The following is a 22121-nucleotide window of genomic DNA, read 5'->3' on the forward strand; positions in this document are numbered from 1 at the left end:
TATTTTACTTTAAAAAAAAATAACCTATAAAAATAGATTATTTTTTATTTTATTTTTTCTTCTTCGTAGTCACAATTTTCATTGCTACATACAACTTGTTTACCACCACCACGAATTTTTTTCTCGACAAGATAATCACCTGATTTTGGACAATTTCGCCCAATAGGGATATCCCAAGATGTAAAATCACATTCTGGATAGCGATCACAACCATAAAACACACGATTTTTCTTGGTTTTACGTTCTATTACCTGTCCTTTTTTACATTTTGGACAGGTAACACCGATTTCTTTTGTGATAGCTTTTGTATTGTGACATTCTGGAAAATTACTGCATGCATAGAATTTTCCGTAACGTCCTAATTTTATAACCATAGGGTGACCACAAACATCACAGTCAAAGCCAGCAGGTTCATCTTTTATTTGAATCTTCTCAATTTCGACTTCTGCTTTTTCCAGTTCATTAATAAATGGTTTGTAGAACGAATCAATAACGTGCTGCCACTGCTCTTTCCCAAGCTCTACTTCATCTAATCGTTTTTCCATCTCAGCTGTAAATGTCACATCTACGATATCTGGGAAAAACTCTATTATAAGATTATTTACAATTTTACCTAATTCTGTTGGTTCAAAACGTTTTGCTACTAATTTTACATAATAGCGTCTTTGAATAACTTCTAATGTAGGTGCATAAGTTGATGGCCGTCCAACACCATTTTCTTCTAATGTCTTTATTAATGTTGCTTCTGAATAGCGTGCAGGTGGTTGTGTAAAATGTTGTTCTGGACTTGTGGAATCCTTTTTAACAACATCTCCTGATACCATTTCTGGCAGTGTCTTATTCTTATCAGAATCATTATAGACTGCCATATAGCCTTTAAATTTAACTTGACTACCATTAGCAATAAATAAAACACCATTTTGCTCAATATTAACTTTTACAGTATCAAATACGGCAGCAGTCATCTGACTAGCAATGAATCGATTCCAAATTAAAGTATATAATTTTAATTGGTCTTTATTTAAGAATTTTGCTATTGATTCTGGTGTATAAAAAACATTTGAAGGTCTAATAGCCTCATGAGCGTCTTGAGCACCACTAGCATTCTTAACTTTATTGCCATGCTTAGAATAATTAGCTCCAAAAGTTGAGGTAATATATTTAGCTGCATCGTTTTGAGCAACAGGACTGATACGTGTAGAATCAGTACGCATATAAGTAATCAACCCTTGCGTTCCATTTGTACCAAGATTAATTCCTTCATAGAGCTGTTGAGCAACCATCATGGTTTTACGTGTTCTAAAATTTATTTTATTTGCAGCATCTTGTTGTAATGAAGATGTTGTATAAGGTAACGGAGCATTTCTCTTTCTTTCTTTCTTTTCAACTTTAGAAATATCGAAATGAGTTGAATTAAGAAGGCTCATAACTTTCTGAACATCATCATTCGTTTTTAATGGATATTTTTTTCCATTTATTCCATAAAAAGATGCTTTAAATTTTTTATTTCCTTTTTTAAACGTCCCATCAATTGTCCAGTATTCTTCAGGCTTAAATTGTTTAATTTCATTTTCACGGTCAATAATTAATTTTAAAGCAACTGATTGAACACGACCAGCTGATAATCCTTTTTTCACCTTCTTCCATAGTAATGGTGAAATAGAATAACCGACAATACGATCAAGTACACGTCTTGCTTGTTGTGAATCGACTAGATCCATATCAATTTGACGCGGTTCATTAAATGCATTTTTAACGGCATCTTTTGTAATTTCGTTAAATACTACACGATTTTGATCTGCTAAATCAAGATTAAGAATATGTGCTAAATGCCAAGAAATGGCTTCTCCCTCTCTATCCGGGTCACTTGCCAGATAAACTTTTTTTGCATTTTTAGCATCTTTTTTTAAAGCATTAATAAGAGGTCCTTTACCTCTTATATTAATATATTCTGGTTCGTAATTATTATCAAAATCAATTGACATTGTTGATTTCTTTAAATCTCTAATATGGCCAACCGAAGCTACAACTTTATAATTACTACCAAGGTATTTCTCAATCGTCTTAGCTTTTGCTGGGGATTCAACAATAACCAAATTTTTTTTTGCCGTTGTCGACTTTTTCTTCTTTGTGGTTTTTTTAGCTGTTTTGCTAGTTGATTTTGTTTTTGTTACCAATATTTCCACTTCCTATAAGTATTAAACTTATAGAATAATATACCATTTTAATTAAACTGTCAATAAAAAATATTTGTTCAATCAAAGAAACCTTTTAGTCAGCACTGATAATGTAATAATATATCTTGACCGCTTGTAACGCAATAAGCACCTTCTTTGATCAACTGATGACAACCCTCTGAATAACCTGATAGTGTGGATCCTGGTACAGCAAAAATATCTCTTCCTTCTTCTAATCCTCTTTCGCAAGTAATCAAACTTCCAGATCTTAATTTTGCTTCTATTATTAAAATTCCTTTTGATAAACCTGCAATAATACGATTCCTTTCAGGAAAATGGAATTTTAATGGTGATTGGTTAGGACCGTATTCACTTAACACTAAATGATTTTTTGACAAATAATTTTGTAAAACTTTATTTTCTTTGGGATAAAAATAATCTAAACCATTTCCAATAACAGCTATAGTTGAACCTCCAAATTTTAAAGAAGACATATGAGCTGATGTATCTATCCCTCTAGCAAGACCAGAAACTATAATATATTGATTTCCCAATTCCTTTATGATTTTCTCTAATACTTTTGTTCCTTCTTGACTACAATCACGAGAGCCGACGACGGCTATTTTAGGAAGTTCTAAAATATCAAGATTTCCCTGATAAAAAAGTAACACAGGTGGATTATAAATTTGCTTTAAAGACTCAGGATAAATAGAATCTAAAATAGAAAAACTAGGAAATTTTAAAAATTCTTTTCGTAATTCTTTTGAATCAATTTTCTTATAATTTTCTATAAAAGAAACTGGATCTTTAGTTTGTGAAACTACCGCTATATCACGAATTGATAGTGATTTTTGATTTTTCTCTTGATATGACAATACATTTAAAATAGCTTTGTTTGCTAAACCTGATTTTTTTAATTTATATAATTCAAAGTTATTCATAATTACCTCTCATTATATAGATTCGAAATAAAATAAAAAAACCAAATTAATTGGCTTTTTATTTTATTTCTTTAATTATTTTTGCAGGATTTCCAGCTATAACAACATTATCTTTATAGGATTTAGTAACGACACTTCCTGCTCCAACTACTACATTATCTCCCAAAGTAACTCCAGGTAAAATAGTAACTCCTGCTGCCAACCAAACATTATTTCCTATGGTAATTGGCAAGCCATATTCTAAACCTGAAAGCCTTTCTTTAGGGTCTAGAGGATGAATGGGTGTCACTAATTGACAATTTGGACCCATCATAACATTGTCACCGATATAAATTGGAGCAACATCTAAAAATGTATCATTAAAATTAGCATAAAAATTTTCACCAAGAAAGATATTGGATCCATAATCACAAGAAAAATAGGGTTTTACGGTTACATTCTCTCCTGTTTTGCCAAACCATTCTTTAATCAAAACTTGTCTCTTCATTTTGTCAGGCTCATTATTAAACTGATAGATATATTGATTTGAAATTCGTCTCATTTCTGTTAATTCTGGATCTTTACAATCATATAATTCTCCAGATAACATTTTTTCTTTTTCAGTCTTCATTTAATCTCCTAAAAAATTGTGTTGTCATTATAAGACTTAATAGGTTCAAAAGATTTACGGTGTATTGGTGTTATACCATATGTTTTTATTCCTGCTAAATGGTTTTTAGTACCGTAACCAGCATTATGATCAAAGTCGTAATTAGGATAAATTTTTGCAAAATCAGTCATGATATCATCTCTAGTGACTTTTGCCACAATTGAAGCTGATGCTATAGAAAGTGAGTTTGCATCTCCTTTAATCATTGATTTTTGAGGTATTTGTGTATCCAATGTCATTGCATCTATTAATAGCAAATCAGGAATTAAAGTCTTGGACAAATTGGAAACTGCTTCAAGCATCGCTAGTTTTGTTGCTTCATAAATATTTACCTGATCAATAATTGTATTATCTTTAATCCCCACTCCAACAGCTAAAGCGCGATTTAGGATATCTTGATAAATAGCCCTGTGTTTTGATTTTGGTATTTTCTTTGAATCATTCAATCCTTTAATTTTACAGTTTTTAGGTAGAATAACCGCAGCTGCAACCACTGGACCTGCTAGCGGACCACGTCCTACCTCATCAATCCCTGCAATTTGACAATAACCTTCTTGATAAGCTTGTTTTTCATGAATAAGCATTTTATCTAGTCTTTCAGATTCTGCTAAATCTGATAAAATAGCTTTTTGGCGTCTCGTAATAGCTACTGAAACACCTTTTCGATTATCTTTAAGGTATTCTTCCCATCTAGGATCATCTATCTTATCTATTAAATTGAGTTCCTCTGTAATTTTTTTAATTGTTTTCATTTAATTCTACATCATCTACAAGGTCTAAAGTGTAAGTTCCTAATTTTCCTTCTCTCACTTCCTTCACAAACAGTTGATAAAAACGATCATATTCTTCTTTAAACCCTAGTTTTGAAGTTAAAGACATAATTATCTCTGGAGCTTCTTCTTCCAAGTCTATATCTTTAAATCGTTTTTTTAATCTCTCCGGATAATTATTTTTAAAGAAATTTAAACCAAATATTGTGACATCATCCATTGGTAACAGTTGATCTTTAATTGCACCTGTCAAGGCTAATTTTAAGCCAACTTGCTCGTCTTCAAACTTTGGCCATAAAATTCCTGGAGTATCTAATATTTCTAAATCTTTATTTGATTTTAACCACTGTTGCCCTTTAGTAACGCCAGGTTTATTTCCTACAACTGCTATTTTCTTACCTGCTAGCCTATTCATTAATGTTGTCTTTCCAGCATTTGGGATACCAATAATCATAGTCCTTAAAGTTTGTTTTTGAATCCCCCTATCTTCCAATTTTTTTAATTTATCAGTCATTAATGCTTTGGCAGCATCAGTTACTTTTTTGACGGTAGATTGTTCTTTTGAGTTGATAGAAAGTGTTTTTATACCTTTTTTCTCATAAAAATCACGCCATTGTTTTGTTCGTTGTGAATCAGCTAAATCAGCTTTATTTAAGATCATTAATTTTGGTTTATCACCAACTATCTTTGTTAGCATCGGGTTAAGGCTTGATAATGGTAATCTTGCATCAACTAAAATCGTCACAAAGTCAACATGTTTTATATTTTCTTGTACCTGACGTCTTGCTTTAGACATATGTCCAGGAAACCATTGAATAGTAGCCATAGAGTTTAAATTCCTTTCGTAGCAAGGTTTTTTGCATGTAAAACCTGCCTGTTTTCTGCTAGGCACCAAGCAGGCACCAAGATTTTGTATTCACCAAGTTAGTCTATAACCAACAACTTTTTGTTTCCCTTCTCTTATCTTAAATAAGAAATATCAAATGACTTGTAATATTTTGACAGATCTTTCTTGAGTTTAGGAATTATATTTGCTGTTATATGTGAAGGTGTATAAGTTGATTTTAGACCAAGTTTTTCTCTAAAATCAGCTAAAGTAAATTCAAGTATTTTTGAATCAAAATTATTTTCTATTTCATCATTTAATATTTTAGAATATTTACTAGACCAAGCTTTCAATGCTTCAAATCTAAAATGATTACTATTAATAAAATTATCTAATGCTTTAATTGTTTGATCTTGAGATGCTCCTTGACTATGAGTATACGACATTGTTGTTTCATAGTTAGCATGCCCAACACGTTCCATAATTTCTTTTATAGCGACTGACATACCCTCACTTTGTAAATAAGTGATATGCATATGCCTAAATGAGTGTGGAGTTACATGCTTTGTCCATTTGAAACCGTATCTCTCTTCGCAGTTCTTGGTAAGTTCAGTTTCAACACGAGCGAGAACTTCTCGGAAAGAGTGCGAAGTGATTGGTGAACCGTATTCTGTTCGAAAAACACTCTCAGAGAATGTAAATGCTTCACAAGGGTTTGCATTCGCATAACAATCAAAATCCTCACTGCGCCTTATAGCTCTTAAAATAGCATCACACGCCACTTTAGGTAACGCAACATCTCGATCAGCATTTATAGTTTTAGTATCATCAAAGTAAAATTCCGAAACTTTCAAATCATGGTATTGCAAAGCTTTATCAATATGTAATACTCCTCTCTCAGCATCAAAATCATCCTTTGTGAAAGCAGCTTCCCCGATTCGAAGTCCTGAAAATAGTAAAACTATAGCTAAGTCATAGTAATTTGGATTTCTTCTTCGACTTAGAGTTTCAAAAAAAGCTCTAATTTCATGAATTTCCAAAAACTTAGCGTCACGTTTTTTCTTGGCTTCACGCTTTTTCTCAAGGGATGTTTCTAGTTTAATTACAGACATCGGTGAAAAGGGAATGACATTGTAAAGGACACCATGATTAAAAATTTTATTACAGGTGCTTTTTATATGTGTCATCGTAGATTGTGATGCATTGTATTTCTCCATATAGGTAGTCAAACACTTTTTCATCAACAATGGTGTTAAACGTTCGAGTAAATAATCATCACCAATAATTTCACCAAGACGTTCTAGCACAAAAGCTTCTCGTTTCACTGTCTGAGACTTGACAGATACAGACCATGTTTCTAGCCAATTCTTCTTCAGCTCTCCGAAAGTTCTTATCAACTGAGGATTGAATTGGGCTTCACTACCATTTATTAATAACTCAATTTTATCTTCGAGCTCTCGTTGTGCTTGTTTTCGAGCGCGACTTGTGTTTTTATGATAACTGACAACAGCTGTCTTCCATTTTCCAGTAAGTGGATCCTTATATTTATCTACAACCTCATATCGTGTAATTCCTTTTGAATTAGTTTTTGTTCTATAGTACATTTTCTTTTCCTTAAACTTGAAATGAAAAATCAATCATAGAAATATAACCATCCTATATTATACCATGATTCTCCTTATTTTACCGCCCTTTGTTTCCATCTTAAAAACTCTTCAAAGCCTTCCAAATTAATAAAGACCAATTTATGAGTTGGGTTTATCACATATTCTTTAAACTGTTTATTATCTCTCATTTCACCCAACCATCTATTTAGTGTATATTGATTAAGACCTTCCCATCTCCTTAATATAGCTTTTTTATCTGCCCACTCAGCTATACTATTCTCAACCGATACAAATTTAATTTTCATAATAACTTCTCTCTTTTTTATTATTTTCCTCAGTGGGTATGACTGGTTAAATCACTCATGGGTATTTCACTCGCTGTCCTTTTACGCTGGCAGCCTGAACGGTCAGAAGTATCATTGTCCTTATTTGTAGTCATGGCAGATAGAGGACCATTCTATTTTATAGCTGATTGTTATCGCTCCTATCCCTGCGAATCAAACTAAAATGCTCGACAAATAAGAAAGTCCCACCTCGGTTTATTCAATTGTCAATGAACAAATCAAGGAGAGACTATTTTTTTGATGGATACCTATAAGGAAAATCTGTAAGTCCTAATAGATAATCAATATTAACACCATAAATATTTAAAATTTTTATAAAGACTTCTGCAGACAATATTCTTTCCCCCCTTTCTATTTTCGCATAAGCAGAATGAGTAAAGGAAAGAATAGTAGCAACTTCTTTTTGAGTTAGGTCATTATCCTCTCTCAAATCTCTTATACGTTGGTACATCTAGCTTTCTCCTATGAAAAAGTATAGGATACTTTTAGACGTATTCTTTGAAATTGTCCTATTTGGACAGTGGTGATTAATTTGTAAACTTTTAAATTAAAATCACAACTATTTTCCAGTAAATCAAATGAAGAAGAGGTTAGTATATTGTTGCATAAAACTGAATTAACATAAATTTTCAGATTATTTATAACAAAAAAATAATACTCAACATATCTTCTTAATTGTGGATTTACAAACGTGATTAACTAGAATAGCTTTTAGACTATCATCCAAACATAATACTGACATTAGCATGAATCAAACACCTTCTCTATAAAATAATTCAAAAGACAATACTGCCTTTTGAATTAAAAACTCTTCATAATTATCAACTATAATATTGTAATATCAAAACATTTCACTGCTGTTTCTCCAGGATTAACAAAACTTACTAATCGCTTATCCTCCACCGTGTCGTTTTCTTCCAATGATGTCGATAGACCACTCCATGGTTCTAAGGCAATAAACGAACTTTTATTTATTGTTGACCAGAGAATTAAATTCGGAAAATCAGAGAAATCTAATGTCAATCCTTTATCGTGTTTTTTTGAACGAAGTGATACACTTCTTGATTGAATATCATCTAAGGTAATAGCATCATAATCAAAAAGCGAATAGTCTAAATCGATAGTTTTTTGTTGGTTTAGGAAAGCAGTACGGTTCTGCACATCTAACAAGCCTGTTTCAGGAAATGCTTTAGGAACTTCACAGGTCTCCTCTTTTTCAAACTCCAGATAGTAATCTTCATACTGTTCACCATCAAATAGTGGGCAATTAAATCCAGGGTGGCCACCAATAAAGAAAGGCATTTTTTTATTATCTTCGTGATTTGTCACTTGATACTCTGTTCGAATTGTGTTGTCATTCAAAGTGTAGATAATTTTTAATTCAAACTGATAAGGAAAATTTTCTAACATGTTTTCATTTGGTGTGATTGTAAATGAAACACTATTTTCTGAGATTTGTTCAAAAGTAAAGTTTTCTTTTCGGACTAAACCATGACGAGGAATTTGTCCTTTATGAAAAGATCCATCTTCATTTTTGAAAAAGCCAATATCATTTCTTAAACTACCACAAATCGGAAAGAGGACAGGAGCTTGTCCGCTCCAGTATTCTGGATTACCTTGCCATAAATATTCTATCCCGTCACTGTCTTTAATAGAAGAAAGTGCGCCACCAAATTCTTTAAATTGTACTGTTAACTCTTCATTTGTTAATTCAATTACCATTTTATTCTCCCTATAAACAAAACAAGAGCGTTAGTGCGCTCACCAACACTCTTATTTTGTGTAAAAATGTATTAAAGAAGTATTTATAAAATTATTCAATCACTTGAGTTTCTGCTACTTTTTTATACCAGTAGGCACTCTTCTTAGGATAACGTTCTTGTGTCTCAAAATCAACATAGAAGAGACCGTAACGTTTCTCATATCCATTTGACCATGAAAAAACATCCATCAGAGACCAGATAAAGTATCCTTTAACGTTAGCACCATCTGAAATCGCATCAGAAATCACTTCCAAATGTTTTTTCACGTAGTCAATACGACCATCATCATAAACTGTTCCGTCTACAAATTCATCCTTATAACCAAGACCATTTTCAGTAATGTAAATCTTTTTATAATTAGGATAGTCTGCTTTTACCCGCATAATTTGATCATATAGACCTTGAGGATAAATAATCCAATCCCAATCTGTTTTCGGAACATTTACTGGTGCTTCTCTTCTACCAACACCTTTAATTTGGTATTTGGAACTTCCTTTTTCACCTTTACCGTTATGAATGATTTCAGTCTCGCCATCAAAAACTTGCATCCAATCACTCATATAGTAGTTAATACCAAGGAAATCATTTAAATCTTTTGCAGCATCCAGTGCTACAAAATCTTCTTCACGAAGATCAAGTTCACCACCATTCACCTCAAGGATATGGTTAACACCTTCCATTGTTTTATCTGAATACTTACCAAGATAAGTTGCATCAAGAATAAATTTATTATGGATAATATCTTCAAGTTCAGCCGCTCTAACATCGTCAGGATTGTTAGCATCAAATGGATACTTAGTTGGAAGAGCATGTACAACACCGATTTCACCTGAATAGCCACCGTCTTTAAAGAGTTTCACGGCACGAGCATGAGAAACCACCATATTATGATGAGATTGAAAAACTTTTGCCAAATCATATTGGATACCTGGAGGGAACTTACCAACCAAGTATTGACCATCACCAATAGGCCCAATTTCGTTAAATGTTGTCCAATAGTTAACTTCTGAGAATTCTTTAAAACAGAATTCTGCATAATTTACAAAATGTTCAATGTTCTCACGATTGAGGAAATCACCATCCGAGTGGAGAGCTTCTGGTGTATCAAAATGGTGAAGTGTAACAAAAGGCTCAACATGACGCTTATGACACTCTGCAAAGAGATTATGGTAGTATTCTACTCCTTTAGGGTTAACTTCTCCTTTTCCTGTTGGGAAAATACGAGACCAGGCAATAGAGATACGGATGCCGTTGACACCAAATTCTTCACTAAGTTTCAAATCAACAGGGTAACGATTATAAAAATCACTTGCTGGTTCAGCAGTGTACCAATAGTTGTCTTCTAAGTATTTATCCCAAGCTACTGGTCCTTTGCCATCTGTGTGGGTAGCTCCTTCAGCTTGGTAAGCAGCTGTAGCACCACCAAAAATAAAATCTTTAGGTAATGTTTTAGTCATGATATACCTCTTCTAAATTTTCATTTCACTATAAAGGAAGATTGAGTTCCCCCAACCTTCCCTTGCGAAATATTATTTTTCCATTTGTTCTTTAACGAAGTCCAATGCACCTTGACCATCGCGAGTCAATTTGATGTATTGAGCCCCTTCTGTTTTAGCTAATTTAATATCAAGTTTATCAGTTTCCACTTTCATATCTTCATAGTTAGAAGCTACTTGAGGTGCAAGGATAACAAGTTGATATTGTGGTAAGATTTCACGGTGAGCACCATAGCTTCCTGCTGCTGCAGTGACAGGTGCACCATATTCTTTAGCTGCTTTATTTAAAGCATTTGCTAGTAGTCCACTTGTACCACCACCGGCACAAAGAACGAGCACATTAGTTTGATCAGTGATTACTTTAGTTTCTTTAGCTGCTGATTTTTCAAGAATAGCATCAGCTTTCTTAGTGTCAAAGTTTGCTGCTACTTTTTCTTTTAGCGCATCAGATGAATTCGTACCTGCTGCTTCTTCAGCAAGAATTTGCTCATCGTATACTTTCAAGAATGGGTAGTAGATAATGACATCAACAACGATTAACAAAGCTGCCAAAATGAATGCTAGCACTTGGAAGTTTGTCCCAAGAATAAGACCTAATGGAGCTGGTGTTGTCCAAGGCAAGTTTGCAGTAAAACTGTTCATTCCAAGTGTATCAATAAAGAATTTGAAAATCCATACATTGACAATTGGTGCCAAAATAAATGGAATAAAGAAAATTGGGTTCAAAACAAGTGGAGCACCGAACAAGATTGGTTCGTTAACTCCGAAGAATGTTGGAACAACAGATGCACGTCCAATGGCTTTGTTACGTTTTGATTTTGTTAACCACATGAACATGAATGGAACGACGAGAGTTGCACCAGTACCACCCATGGTAACGATGAACATTTGAGTCCCTGAAGTCAAAATCTTGTCCGCATGTTCACCAGCCTGAAGTAATTGAAGGTTGGTTTCAGCATTTGCGTAAGTAATCGCTGCAATGGCTGGTTCAACAATAGAAGGACCGTGGATACCAACAAACCAGAAGAAAGCAAATGCACCGAAGATAATAGTGATTCCAACATAGCCATCTGCTGCTTGGAACAATGGTGCAAGAAGTTTACCAATTGATTCTGCAACGTTAACGCCTAAAGTAGTATGAACAATCAATTCAATCACATAAAGAAGTACAACTGATAACGTGAATGGAATCAAATCCTTAAATACTTGAGAGATATTTGGTGGAACCTCTTCAGGCATGCGAATAGTGACATTGTTTTTCACACAGACTTTATAGACATTTACGGTAATAAATGCTGCGATGAAGGCTGTCAACAAACCTTTTGTTCCCATAAATCCAGTTAAGAAACTACCGTCTTTTGCTGGATTAGCCGCCATTAGTAGAAAACCTACAATAGCAGCAAGCATGGTTGAAATAAAGTTGATTTGGTTCGTGCTAGGCAATGAGCGGTTCATTGAATCGGTTAATGCTTTCGCAGTCGTACCAGCTACAAACAAACCTAAAATACCCATTGAGTAGTTGTATGGTGTCATCAAAAGATTCTCAATATCTTTACTCCAATGGAAGCCCCATGCATTTGGAACATAGGCAATCAAGATAAAGATACTTGAGAACAAGATGACTGGCATACCAGCGATAAAACCATCACGAATAGCACGAAGATAGATATTTCGAGAAATTTTCTCGAAGAAAGGTTTCCCTTTCTCAATCTGAGCAATTAATCCATTCATTATTTTGCTCCTCTCTTATAAAGTTCAATTATGTGTTTCATTAAATCTTGCAATAAAATGGTAGTCATTAAATGATCTTGACCATGCATAAGAGTAACACTATATGCCAAATCTTCTCCCGCAGCTTCTTTTTGTAGTAGACTTGTTTGAGCATTATGAGCATCGTTCAAGCATTCACTACCTGCTGCGATTAATTCTTCTGCTTTAGCATAATTCCCCTCTTGCGCTGCTTTAAGAGCTTCTAAGAATTTAGAGCGGGCATCACCAGCATAGGCTACGATTTCAAAACCTAAAAGAGTAGTTTCTTCTCTATTCATTGTAGTTTCCTCCGAAAATAATGTTAAATTTTTTCAGTCCAAGGACTTGCAGTTTTATCTAGTACTTTGTTTAATTCGTCAATATTTTTGAAACCTTCTGTACGCAACCATTCACGAGCTGCTTTAGGTCCTTCTTCAATATAGACTTTTACAGATCCTGCCCAAGTAGCACGTCCACACAATACACCATTGAATTTTGCGCCTGATTCTGCTGCAAATTCCAAAGTATCTTGGAACAACTTGGCTGAAACACCTGCACTCAAGTAAATGTATGGTAAATCAGTAGAAGCTTCTTGATCACGGAAAGCTTGAGCTGCTTCTTCTTTTGTAAAGAGAACTTCACCTTCTGCAAAGCCTTCTACAAATTTCATGTTTACTGGAACTTCAACTTTCAACACGTCAACACCAAAGCGTTCTTCTGAGAATACTTTCATTGCTTCGTTAACTTTATGAGCTTTAACTTTTGCAAACTCAGGACTAGCATTGTCAGAGATTTTCTCATCATAAGTTAGAATTTCTAGGTAGAATGGAATATCTTCTGCTTGGCATTCAGAACCAATACGTTCAATGTAAGCTTTTTTCTGCTCATTGACATCTTTATCTCCATCAACATCATAGTAAAGAAGGAATTTAACTGCTTCTGCACCAGCTTCTTTAATACGTTTCGCAGACCAAACATCTAAACAATCAGGTAAGCGACTAGTTGTTGTTGCATCGTATCCTGTTTTTTCATATGCCAACAACAAGCCTGCTTCTTCTGAACGAACACGACTTGCTGGCAAGCCATATTCAGGATCAAGTAAAATTGATGATGCAAATGGTGTAAGTTCTTCAGAAACTAAACTTTTAAGCTCTTCAATTTGTTCTACTGTTGGTTCTTCTGTTTGATGTTGGGCCATCATACGTTTGAGAGCTCCACGTTGGTCGAAGGCTAAGGCAGAAATAACACCATCTACACTTAGTTTCTCCATGCTTTTACGTTTGTTTTCAGTTAAAGTAATTGTCATTTTTTATACCTCTTTGACTTTAATAGATTGATATAACTTATCGTAATTTTCCATGTTAACATGCCCAGTTGTTTTTTCTTGCGCATTTAACATACCTAAGACATTTGCTTTTGTTAATAAAGCTCGATCATCTTCATCATTCGCTAAACCCGAAGCGATACCTGCTACTGTAGAATCACCAGAACCTACAGCGCTTACAATTTCGATTTTAGGGATGTCAACTTTATAAAACGTGTCCTTGTGTTTTGCAAATACACCATTAGCACCAAGAGAAACGATTATCCATTCAATTCCTTCAAATAGTTCATCTTGTAAGACTTCTTTTAAGGATTCAAAATCATTTGTCATTTCTTTACCTAGAAGTTGAGAAAGTTCTTCAAGATTAGGTTTGATAACTGTTGGTTTACTATCACCTTTCAATACTGCTTCTAGAGCATTTCCAGAACAATCCAGAACCGTTTTCTTTCCATTAAGGTTGGCAATAGTAATCAATTTCTGATAGTAATCATCTGGCATTCCCGCAGGAAGACTACCTGACATTGTCACTACGTCAACATCATTCAATAAATATTTAAAATGATTAGTAAATCCATCAATTTCATCTACACTTAACATCGGTCCTTTTTCTAAAATCTCAGTTTGATTACCTTCGTGTAATAAAGCTATACAAGTTCTGGTATCGCCTGAAATTTTATAGAAGCGACTTAAAATCGAATCAGGAAGATGATTAATGATAAAATCACCACTTTCTCCACCTATACAACCAGTAGCTTTGACTGTTTCACCGAATTCATTAAGAACTCGGGAAACATTCAAGCCTTTACCACCAGGTGTCTTTGTAACATCTACAACTCGATTTACGGTATCGAATTGTAGCTCATCCAAAGGGTAGGAGACATCAATAGCTGGATTTAAAGTAACTGTTAAAATCACAATAGCTCCTTTTTTTATATTTATCCCTATATTAGTATATTCAAATATTAGTCGTGATATTCACCACGGTCCCATTTTTCTAAGAATTCATCAAAGAAGTGTGGGTTATTTTGATCCTGACTAGCATGTTGTAAGCTATCAATTTTTTCAATCAATTTTTTATTTTCTTCAGTTGGTTTGTATTCAGCAGCTAAGAAAGCATCGATAATATCATTCATCAGCAAACCACCGATAATTTTTCCACCAAAACCAATAACGTTTGCGTTAAGTTCTTCTTTTGAGTAGATAGCAGATGTCATGTCTCTGACGAGTGCTGAACGAATTCCAGGAACTTTATTTACGGCATTTGTAATACCAACACCAGTACCACAGATAACAACACCTAGTTCTGCTTCACCACTTGCTACTGCTTCACCAACTTTTTTACCAAAAATTGGATAGTGTGTGCGGACATTATCGTATGTACCGCAATCAATGATTTCATGACCTTGTGATTTCAAATAATCAACAACAGCGATTTTTTCATAAGTAACAATATGGTCACAACCTACAGCAATTTTCATTTTTGTTCTCCTTGTTTTAACCTATTTCAATCAATTAGCACATTTTATTAAGCATGTCGACACGAACTTGATGACGTCCACCATCATATTCACCTTCAACAAAGCCTTTGACAATGTTTTTTGCAATTCCTGGTGCACTAATTTCAGAACCAAGCGTAATGATTCGAGAGTTATTGTGACCTCTTGTCATGTATGCTGAGCGCTCATCTGATACTTCAGCTGCCACCATTCCTTTAATTTTAGTAGCCACCATGAAAGAACCAACACCATACGCATCAATTACAATACCCAAGTTATCTTCGGATGCATTAACTTCTTTTGCGACAGCGAGAGTTGTATCAACGAAGTCACGAACTTCATTTTCACTGACATCAATGACTTCGTATTTACCTTCTTTAAGGTAATCTTTGATAACATCTTTAAGTTCTGTACCTGCTTTGTCAGCACCGATAATAATTGCCATTTTATTTCTCCTATGATTTAGAATAAGTAAATGTGGAAAACCTACGTAGATAGTTAATTAACGATTTGCAAAATCTTTTGAAATAACGCTTACATTATTTCTATGACCTTATAATACACCTAACCAACATAAAAGTCAACACTTTTATGTTTATTTTTTAAAAAAATAAACATTATATGTTTATTTTGGTTGGTTTTATGTCTCAAAAATGATGTTTTGTGTGTTTTCAAAACTTTCATAAACCTTTAACAACAATAACTATTCTATTAATCAGTATTAAATCATTCTTTCTTATTTTTTAGTAAGCGTTTCATATAAAACATTTTTATGTTTTGTTAGTCTCCTTTTTAAAAATATTTTTGTTTGTTTTGTTTGATTTTTTGGTTGTTATTATGTTATGATACCTTTAATAGTTATATTATAAGAAACTGATAGGAGGTAAGAATGAAGAAGAAAGAACGTCATGAAAAAATTCTCGATATCTTAAAAGTTGACGGTTTTATAAAAGTAAAAGATATTATCGATGAAATGAACGTCTCAGATATGACCGCTAGGCGAGATCTTGATACATTAGCAGATGAAGGATTACTTATCAGGACTCATGGTGGAGCTCAATACTTAGATAACCCTTCAACAAATGACGAAGGCCACGAGAAAACGCACACCGAAAAGAAAGTCTTACAAACTAACGAAAAGAAACAAATCGCACAAAGAGCTAACGATATTATTAAAGATGGTGAAACTGTCTTTATAGGTCCAGGAACAACTTTAGAGCATCTAGCTGTCGAATTGAAAAATAGAAATATAAGAGTTATTACAAATAGCCTTCCTGTTTTTCTGATTTTACATCCGAGCACTACTATTGACTTGATTTTAATTGGTGGTGAGTGTCGTGAAATTACTGGTGCTTTTGTTGGGGCTATTGCAATTAATAACCTAGAATCATTAACATTTTCAAAAGCTTTTGTCAGTGCAAATGCTGTTTATAATAATTCGATTGCTACCTACAGTGACCTCGAAGGAGAGGTTCAAAGAGTTGCCTTGAATAATGCTGTTGAGAAAATCCTTCTAGTTGATAGTACCAAGTTTGAAAGTTATGATTTCTATAACTTCTACCAGCTAGAACGAATGGATTTAATTGTGACTGATAAAAATGTGACAACTGAAATGATAGAAAAGTATGAGAAATTTTCTAAAATAATTATTGCTGATAAGTAATAATAGCTTTCAAAAAGGATAATCTAGATACTTCTTAATTTATTATTAAGGAGTGTCTTTTTCTATCGAATTTTTTAGTACACCTTATTTATGTTAGTTTTTTCTAACGTAATAATGAACATTCTTAGCAAAAGTCAAAGTAGTAATAATCGTGAGTGATTCTCGTGTTGATACTGTAGTTGAAGCTATCATTTCGGCAGTTCAAACTGGAGAAATTGGAGATAGTAAAATTTTTATTATTCCAATTGAAGATGCTATTAGAATTCGAACTGGACAAAATAGAGATGAGGCTTTGTAACATCATTAAGGTAAATACTTAAAGGCTATTCAAAAATTATTACTATTTATATTAAAAATCCCTCTGTGACGATGGACATCAAGAATTAAACTTTGATTTTAATTCTTGACGTCATCAGTCTATTTGCAGAGGGGTTTTATAGCGTTTAATACATGTTTAAAGCTCTAAGTACTTATTAAAGACTGTCTCAATTTCTTCGATCTCATGTGCTTCTTTAAAATCATTTTTAAAGTCATTTTTCATAAGAATTCTAGCAATTTTTGAGAGATAAGTCAGATGAGTTGAACCAACTTCTGTCTCTGGAATAAATAAGGCTATAACAGAATCAATGAGTTTACCGTCCATAGACTCCCACTCAACTCCATTTTTTAGTTTTAAAACAGCAATACCTGGTTTTATGACCGCTTGACTTTTAGCATGTGGAATAGCAAATCCATCCATCATGCCTGTTGTTCCTTCTTCTTCACGAGATAACAAACTTTTATAGACTTGATCAGTATCATCTGCATAATCGTTTTCGACAACAAGACCTGCAAGATAAGCGAACACATCTTTTTTTAGTGGCATATCAACATCCACCCGAATTAAATTTTTATCAATCATTCTTTAAACCCCTTTATTTATTTTAGACTTTTGTAAAAGTCCCATAAGGAGACCGGATATAACCGCCCCGATAAAAATTGCTAAGACCCATAGAGCTGCGTGAGTCACAACAGGCAGTACCAAGAAGCCACCGTGTGGCGCAGGGACTTGAACTTTCCAAAGATATGTTAGTACAGCTCCAATTGAAGAGCCAATCATTAAGATAGGGAGATTACGTAATGGATCTTTAGCAGCAAATGGAATAGCCCCTTCAGTTATATGAGTTGATCCAAGAATCAAGTTAGCAAGACCAGCGTTTTTATCTTCTTCGCTGTAATATTTACGGAAGAACAAAGTTGCAAAGAATGTTGTCAGTGGTGGTACGATACAAGCAGCTGATACACCTGCCATAAATGTTGTGTTACCTTGACCAAGAAGAACAGTACCTGTTACGTAGGCAGCCTTATTGATAGGTCCACCCATGTCAAAAGCACTCATGCAACCAATAATAATTCCAAGAAGGAGAGGATTCGCATTTTCAAAACCTGCTAACCATAACATCATGGATTCATTAACCCAAGCCATTGGTGCATTTATCAGTGCCATAAAACATCCGGTTAGAAAAACTCCTATAACGGGATATAAAAAGATTGCTTTCAAACCATCTAGTGATTTAGGGAGACCCTTAAGAAGTTTAATTAAACCAAGAACGATATACCCCGCTGCAAAACCGCCTAAAATACCTCCTAAGAAGCCCGATCCTCCATTCGCTGCCATGAGACCAGCTACTAGACCGGCAACAAAACCTGGTCTTTTAGCAATAGATTCAGCAATAAAAGCCGCCAAAACAGGTGTCATCATTCCCATTGCAACACCACCGATATCATTTTTTAGCATAGCCGCAAACCAGTTATATTGGTCACTTTTAGGGTCAAATGAAAAAATACCAAACAAGAAAGATACAGCGACAAGCACTCCACCAGCTACCACAAAAGGTAACATGTGAGAAACACCATTCATCAAATGTTTATAAATTTGACGACCGAAATTTTCACGATGTTCTTGCTTTTCTTCAACAACATCTTCTTTAATATCGCCTTTTTGAATAAAACCTTTGCCATCTATTGCATCTTGCACTAGTTTTTCAGCATTTTTGATACCTTCTCCTACAGATACATTGATAACTCTTTTACCAGCAAAGCGTTCTGCTTGAACATCCTTATCTGCTGCTATAATAACGGCATCTGCATTCGCAATTTCTTCTTGTGTCAGTTGATTTTCCACACCAATTTGACCGTGCGTCTCAACTTTGATTGAGACATTCTTATCTTTGGCAGCCTGTTCAAGAGCTTCTTGAGCCATGTACGTGTGAGCAATACCTGTTGGACAGCCTGTTGCTGCTATAATTTTATAAACCATCTGTAATCTCCTTAATTTTGATTTGTTTTTTTAATAATTCAACATCAGTAAAATCTGTAAGTCCTGGTCGAAAGGCCGTTGATGAGCCTGCTGCTACTGCTTGAGCAAGACATTCCACTTCGGAGTGTCCTTTCAATTTATTGGCAAGAAATGTTCCCAAAAGTGTATCTCCCGCACAAGCTGTGTTAACAACTGTTCCGCTTGGTGCGTTTGCAAAATAGACCGAGTCACTTATGAGTAAACAGCCTTCTCCCCCCAATGAAATGAGAACATTTTTCGCTCCTTTTTCCTGAAGTAATTTTCCTTTTTCGACTAAATCATTTAATGAAGGATTTTCTAGTTGAAACCATTCTGATATTTCTTCGTCATTTGGCTTAATTAAATATGGTTTAAATACTAAACACTCAATTAGTTTTGAATCGCTGATATCATAAATGAGATTTATCCCTCTTTTTTGGCAAATTTGGCCAATTTTTAAAAAAATTTCTGTGGAGATCCCCCTTGGCAAGCTTCCTGATACAATCAAGAAGTCATCTTGGTTTAAGGATTCAAATTGCTTTAATAGCTCTTCCTGGGATTCTTTTGATATAATCGGTCCCTTGTTAACCAATTTAAATTCCTGATTTTTCGACATGACCTGAGTGAATACATTTATCCTAGTCGTTCCATCTACTTTGACAAAATTTGCCAAAATAGCTTGTTTTTTTAACTCATCTTCGATAAAATCACCTGTAAAACCAGCTTTAAATCCTAAAGGTGTACTATCAATACCGAGTTTTTTTAAAATAATTGAAACGTTAACCCCTTTACCATTTGCTTGTAACTCATCATAGATGGTCCTATTAACTTTTTTATCCTCTATATCTTCTGTCTGAATAAACATATCTATCGCAAGATTCATTGTGCAAGTATAGACCGACATAAAATCACCACTCTTTTATTTTTTTTATTATCATTAAAATAACACAAATAGCTTGTAAGGGTTTTCTGATATTCAAGCAATATTGAAATGCTTTACATTACTTTCGGAGAATATATGACGACATCAAAAAAACAACTAACACAAACCGAGACTTACACTTGGGATTATTTAAATGAGCATTTTCAAGAAATTATCAACCTCAATATTTCCGAAGTCGGAGAGATTATCAGTGTTTCTACCGCTACTATTACCAGAACGCTTCAAAAAAAGGGGTATCGTGGCTTTGTAGATTTTAAACACAGTATGGCCAATAATGCTCAGGATGAATTAAATATCCTAACAGAACCTCTATTGAATGACGAAACTAAGATTTCAATTTTAAAAAGTTACCAGGAAGTCACTCGAACATTGAATATGCTAGATTTAAAAACTCTCAATAACGTGGTGGATCTCTTACTAGATACAGAAAAAGTCATCATTTTTGCACGTGGTTTTTCAGAATTATTGGGAACAGAAATGCAAACTAAATTGTTGCTCTTAGGCATCTATACTGAACTCTATACCGATCCCAATATCATTCGTACCATTAGTAAACGTTTAGATACAAAAACGTGTGTCATCTTTATTTCACTAAATGGTGAAACGCACTCTTTACAAAATGCTGCTAGCAACTGTCAAGAACGACTGATACCCAGTGTTTTAATTAGTTCCAATCAAGCTGGAAATCTCGGAAAGCTAACGGATTATCAATTATATGGGTTTAAGACAGAATTAACCTATTTCCCTGATTTCGAGGTCCATTCAAGATTGCCACTTTATATTATTATGAGGCTACTTTTAGATACTTTAGCAGTAAATATGAAAGCGTAAATGCTAACCATTCTAAAACACCTACGCTCCTGCACAGGTGTTTTAAAATTTTTATTGAAGTGGACTTAATCTTCTTTCCAAACGTCATCAATGATTTCTTTCACTAAAGCTAGTTTCTTCCATTGATCTTCCTCAGTTAGGATATTACCTTCTTCAGTTGATGCAAATCCACATTGCGTTGATAGCCATAAGTTTTCTAGTGGCAGATACTTTTTAGCTTCTTGGATTCGTTTGATAACAGCTTCTTTTTCCTCCAATTTTCCATTTTTTGAAGTAATAAGTCCTAAAACTGCAACTTTTTCCTTTGGTAAGTGACTTAATGGCTCAAAACCCCCAGAACGTTCATCATCAAATTCCAAGAAATAAGTCTCTGCATTTTCTCGAGCAAAGAAGGCTTCCGCAACATCATCATATGGCCCTTTAGAAGCATATGTTGAATGGTAATTTCCTCTACATACATGTGTATTGATCATCAAATCATTTGGTAGATCTTTGATGGCATTGTTATTAACAAAAAGGTAATCTTCAATAACATCTTGCTTACTCAATCCTTCTCTTTGTCTTGTTTGCCAGTAATCTTCATCAATTAACATGCCCCATGTACAATCATCCAGTTGAATTGTTCTAGCACCAGCTTCGTAAAGTGCTAAAATTTCTTCCCTGTAAACTCTCGCTATATCCGTTAAAAATGAGCCTCTATCTTGATAAAAATCACCGATAGAATTGACATTCTTACCTCGTTCCAATTCCGCCAAAAATTGTGCTGGAGCTGGAATGGTAATTTTGGCTTCAACTCCTTTATCATCGGCTATTTTCTTGTAAAACTCAAAATGAGAGATAAAAGGATGTTTTTCTTTTGTAAACCCTAATGTCCCACGCAAAACAGCGGTATCATCTCGAGTTTCTTCATCGTGAAATAGGTAACCACGACCAAAATGCTCATGTGATACACCATTTAATCCCCAAAAATTATCTAAATGCCAGTAAGAACGACGAAATTCACCATCAGTAATTTTATCAAGACCTGCCGCAACCTGTTTATTCACCAACTCTATAATAGCTTTATCTTCAACTTCTTTTAATGCTTCCTTGGAAATATCACCATTATCAAATTGTTGTCTCGCTACCTTTAATTCTTCAGGACGTAAAAAGGAACCAACATGCTCAAAATACTTCTTAACCATAGACATCACCTCATATAAATTTTTAAATAGTTTACCAAACA

Annotated in this window: 21 protein-coding genes and 2 pseudogenes; 3 read left to right on the plus strand and 20 right to left on the minus strand. The window is 34.2% G+C overall.

The genetic code is table 11. The features are described 5' to 3' along the window. Positions 1-44 precede the first annotated feature (44 nt). The 16 genes and pseudogenes from topA to lacA all read right to left on the minus strand — a co-directional run bounded on the left by topA (position 45) and on the right by lacA (position 15587). On the minus strand, positions 45-2177 hold the full coding sequence (gene topA, locus STRUR_RS05520; protein WP_006738721.1) for a type I DNA topoisomerase: 2133 nt from the start codon (positions 2175-2177) through the stop codon (positions 45-47). Between the two features lie 98 nt (positions 2178-2275). Beyond that, positions 2276-3118: a DNA-processing protein DprA gene (gene dprA / locus STRUR_RS05525; protein WP_006740428.1), complete on the minus strand. Its 843-nt coding sequence runs from the start codon at positions 3116-3118 to the stop codon at positions 2276-2278. A gap of 58 nt (positions 3119-3176) precedes the next feature. Continuing rightward, positions 3177-3728 carry a sugar O-acetyltransferase gene (locus tag STRUR_RS05530; protein WP_006739988.1) on the minus strand — a complete coding sequence of 184 codons (552 nt, stop codon included), beginning with the start codon at positions 3726-3728 and terminating at the stop codon, positions 3177-3179. Between the two features lie 8 nt (positions 3729-3736). Beyond that, complete coding sequence (gene rnhB, locus STRUR_RS05535) at positions 3737-4519, minus strand: ribonuclease HII (protein ID WP_006740161.1); 783 nt, start codon at positions 4517-4519, stop codon at positions 3737-3739. Then, entirely contained in the window at positions 4506-5363 is an 858-nt protein-coding gene (gene ylqF, locus STRUR_RS05540; RefSeq protein WP_006738547.1) for a ribosome biogenesis GTPase YlqF, read from the minus strand. Before ylqF ends, rnhB begins: the two co-directional genes overlap by 14 nt. A 90-nt stretch (positions 5364-5453) precedes the next feature. After that, positions 5454-6967 (minus strand): annotated as a pseudogene (locus tag STRUR_RS05545) (site-specific integrase). Positions 6968-7041: 74 nt separating this feature from the next. After that, on the minus strand, positions 7042-7275 hold the full coding sequence (locus STRUR_RS05550; RefSeq protein WP_000693749.1) for a hypothetical protein: 234 nt from the start codon (positions 7273-7275) through the stop codon (positions 7042-7044). A gap of 268 nt (positions 7276-7543) precedes the next feature. Continuing rightward, complete coding sequence (locus tag STRUR_RS05555; protein ID WP_006739042.1) at positions 7544-7765, minus strand: helix-turn-helix domain-containing protein; 222 nt, start codon at positions 7763-7765, stop codon at positions 7544-7546. A gap of 374 nt (positions 7766-8139) precedes the next feature. Then, positions 8140-9036, minus strand: coding sequence for an aldose 1-epimerase family protein (locus STRUR_RS05560; RefSeq protein WP_000234210.1), 897 nt, complete (start codon positions 9034-9036; stop codon positions 8140-8142). Between the two features lie 91 nt (positions 9037-9127). Then, positions 9128-10534, minus strand: coding sequence for a 6-phospho-beta-galactosidase (gene lacG, locus STRUR_RS05565; RefSeq protein ID WP_006739816.1), 1407 nt, complete (start codon positions 10532-10534; stop codon positions 9128-9130). Between the two features lie 72 nt (positions 10535-10606). Continuing rightward, the gene (locus tag STRUR_RS05570) at positions 10607-12304 is read right to left on the minus strand and encodes a lactose-specific PTS transporter subunit EIIC (RefSeq protein WP_006740310.1); all 1698 of its coding nucleotides are present in this window, start codon (positions 12302-12304) and stop codon (positions 10607-10609) included. After that, positions 12304-12621, minus strand: coding sequence for a PTS lactose/cellobiose transporter subunit IIA (locus STRUR_RS05575; protein ID WP_006739201.1), 318 nt, complete (start codon positions 12619-12621; stop codon positions 12304-12306). Before STRUR_RS05575 ends, STRUR_RS05570 begins: the two co-directional genes overlap by 1 nt. A 23-nt stretch (positions 12622-12644) precedes the next feature. Continuing rightward, positions 12645-13628: a tagatose-bisphosphate aldolase gene (gene lacD, locus STRUR_RS05580; RefSeq protein ID WP_006739895.1), complete on the minus strand. Its 984-nt coding sequence runs from the start codon at positions 13626-13628 to the stop codon at positions 12645-12647. Between the two features lie 3 nt (positions 13629-13631). Beyond that, complete coding sequence (locus tag STRUR_RS05585) at positions 13632-14561, minus strand: tagatose-6-phosphate kinase (RefSeq protein WP_000604235.1); 930 nt, start codon at positions 14559-14561, stop codon at positions 13632-13634. Positions 14562-14608: 47 nt separating this feature from the next. Then, a complete protein-coding gene (lacB, locus tag STRUR_RS05590) occupies positions 14609-15124 on the minus strand; it encodes a galactose-6-phosphate isomerase subunit LacB (protein WP_000686159.1) in 516 nt (171 codons plus the stop codon). A gap of 34 nt (positions 15125-15158) precedes the next feature. Beyond that, positions 15159-15587 carry a galactose-6-phosphate isomerase subunit LacA gene (gene lacA, locus STRUR_RS05595; protein WP_000974604.1) on the minus strand — a complete coding sequence of 143 codons (429 nt, stop codon included), beginning with the start codon at positions 15585-15587 and terminating at the stop codon, positions 15159-15161. 444 nt (positions 15588-16031) lie between these two features. Between lacA and STRUR_RS05600 the strand changes: the two genes are divergently transcribed. Both STRUR_RS05600 and STRUR_RS05605 read left to right on the plus strand, forming a co-directional pair. Continuing rightward, a complete protein-coding gene (locus STRUR_RS05600) occupies positions 16032-16805 on the plus strand; it encodes a DeoR/GlpR family DNA-binding transcription regulator (protein ID WP_000726049.1) in 774 nt (257 codons plus the stop codon). Between the two features lie 133 nt (positions 16806-16938). Next, positions 16939-17103: pseudogene (locus tag STRUR_RS05605) on the plus strand (P-II family nitrogen regulator); the annotation flags it as partial. Between the two features lie 156 nt (positions 17104-17259). Here STRUR_RS05605 and STRUR_RS05610 read toward each other — a convergent pair. Genes STRUR_RS05610 through pfkB form a run of 3 tightly spaced genes read right to left on the minus strand, consistent with a single transcriptional unit; the run spans position 17260 to position 20026 of the window. Beyond that, positions 17260-17706: a PTS sugar transporter subunit IIA gene (locus STRUR_RS05610; protein ID WP_000565917.1), complete on the minus strand. Its 447-nt coding sequence runs from the start codon at positions 17704-17706 to the stop codon at positions 17260-17262. A gap of 3 nt (positions 17707-17709) precedes the next feature. Continuing rightward, positions 17710-19104: a PTS fructose transporter subunit IIC gene (locus tag STRUR_RS05615; RefSeq protein WP_006739068.1), complete on the minus strand. Its 1395-nt coding sequence runs from the start codon at positions 19102-19104 to the stop codon at positions 17710-17712. Beyond that, entirely contained in the window at positions 19094-20026 is a 933-nt protein-coding gene (gene pfkB, locus STRUR_RS05620) for a 1-phosphofructokinase (RefSeq protein ID WP_006739594.1), read from the minus strand. Before pfkB ends, STRUR_RS05615 begins: the two co-directional genes overlap by 11 nt. 114 nt (positions 20027-20140) lie before the next feature. Here pfkB and STRUR_RS05625 point away from each other — a divergent pair, with 114 nt between their 5' ends. Next, positions 20141-20896, plus strand: a complete 756-nt coding sequence (locus STRUR_RS05625; RefSeq protein WP_000213558.1) for a MurR/RpiR family transcriptional regulator — start codon at positions 20141-20143, stop codon at positions 20894-20896. A gap of 65 nt (positions 20897-20961) precedes the next feature. On the opposite strand, the gene STRUR_RS05630 is transcribed toward STRUR_RS05625, so the two are convergent. Continuing rightward, positions 20962-22080: a 5-methyltetrahydropteroyltriglutamate--homocysteine S-methyltransferase gene (locus STRUR_RS05630; protein WP_006740443.1), complete on the minus strand. Its 1119-nt coding sequence runs from the start codon at positions 22078-22080 to the stop codon at positions 20962-20964. Positions 22081-22121: the final 41 nt, after the last annotated feature.

The sequence above is a fragment of the Streptococcus urinalis 2285-97 genome (assembly GCF_000188055.2).
GTDB lineage: Bacteria > Bacillota > Bacilli > Lactobacillales > Streptococcaceae > Streptococcus > Streptococcus urinalis.

Excerpts from the sequence above, each read along its gene's own strand:
- STRUR_RS05600 (WP_000726049.1), top strand. The coding sequence starts at position 16,032 with ATGAAGAAGAAAGAACGTCATGAAAAAATTCTCGATATCTTAAAAGTT.
- rnhB (WP_006740161.1), bottom strand. The coding sequence starts at position 4,519 with ATGAAAACAATTAAAAAAATTACAGAGGAACTCAATTTAATAGATAAG.
- dprA (WP_006740428.1), bottom strand. The coding sequence starts at position 3,118 with ATGAATAACTTTGAATTATATAAATTAAAAAAATCAGGTTTAGCAAAC.
- lacB (WP_000686159.1), bottom strand. The coding sequence starts at position 15,124 with ATGAAAATTGCTGTAGGTTGTGACCATATTGTTACTTATGAAAAAATC.
- STRUR_RS05550 (WP_000693749.1), bottom strand. The coding sequence starts at position 7,275 with ATGAAAATTAAATTTGTATCGGTTGAGAATAGTATAGCTGAGTGGGCA.
- lacD (WP_006739895.1), bottom strand. The coding sequence starts at position 13,628 with ATGACAATTACTTTAACTGAAAACAAACGTAAAAGCATGGAGAAACTA.
- STRUR_RS05615 (WP_006739068.1), bottom strand. The coding sequence starts at position 19,104 with ATGGTTTATAAAATTATAGCAGCAACAGGCTGTCCAACAGGTATTGCT.
- STRUR_RS05575 (WP_006739201.1), bottom strand. The coding sequence starts at position 12,621 with ATGAATAGAGAAGAAACTACTCTTTTAGGTTTTGAAATCGTAGCCTAT.
- lacA (WP_000974604.1), bottom strand. The coding sequence starts at position 15,587 with ATGGCAATTATTATCGGTGCTGACAAAGCAGGTACAGAACTTAAAGAT.
- STRUR_RS05625 (WP_000213558.1), top strand. The coding sequence starts at position 20,141 with ATGACGACATCAAAAAAACAACTAACACAAACCGAGACTTACACTTGG.
- STRUR_RS05530 (WP_006739988.1), bottom strand. The coding sequence starts at position 3,728 with ATGAAGACTGAAAAAGAAAAAATGTTATCTGGAGAATTATATGATTGT.
- STRUR_RS05610 (WP_000565917.1), bottom strand. The coding sequence starts at position 17,706 with ATGATTGATAAAAATTTAATTCGGGTGGATGTTGATATGCCACTAAAA.
- STRUR_RS05555 (WP_006739042.1), bottom strand. The coding sequence starts at position 7,765 with ATGTACCAACGTATAAGAGATTTGAGAGAGGATAATGACCTAACTCAA.
- STRUR_RS05560 (WP_000234210.1), bottom strand. The coding sequence starts at position 9,036 with ATGGTAATTGAATTAACAAATGAAGAGTTAACAGTACAATTTAAAGAA.
- STRUR_RS05630 (WP_006740443.1), bottom strand. The coding sequence starts at position 22,080 with ATGGTTAAGAAGTATTTTGAGCATGTTGGTTCCTTTTTACGTCCTGAA.
- pfkB (WP_006739594.1), bottom strand. The coding sequence starts at position 20,026 with ATGTCGGTCTATACTTGCACAATGAATCTTGCGATAGATATGTTTATT.
- lacG (WP_006739816.1), bottom strand. The coding sequence starts at position 10,534 with ATGACTAAAACATTACCTAAAGATTTTATTTTTGGTGGTGCTACAGCT.
- ylqF (WP_006738547.1), bottom strand. The coding sequence starts at position 5,363 with ATGGCTACTATTCAATGGTTTCCTGGACATATGTCTAAAGCAAGACGT.
- STRUR_RS05570 (WP_006740310.1), bottom strand. The coding sequence starts at position 12,304 with ATGAATGGATTAATTGCTCAGATTGAGAAAGGGAAACCTTTCTTCGAG.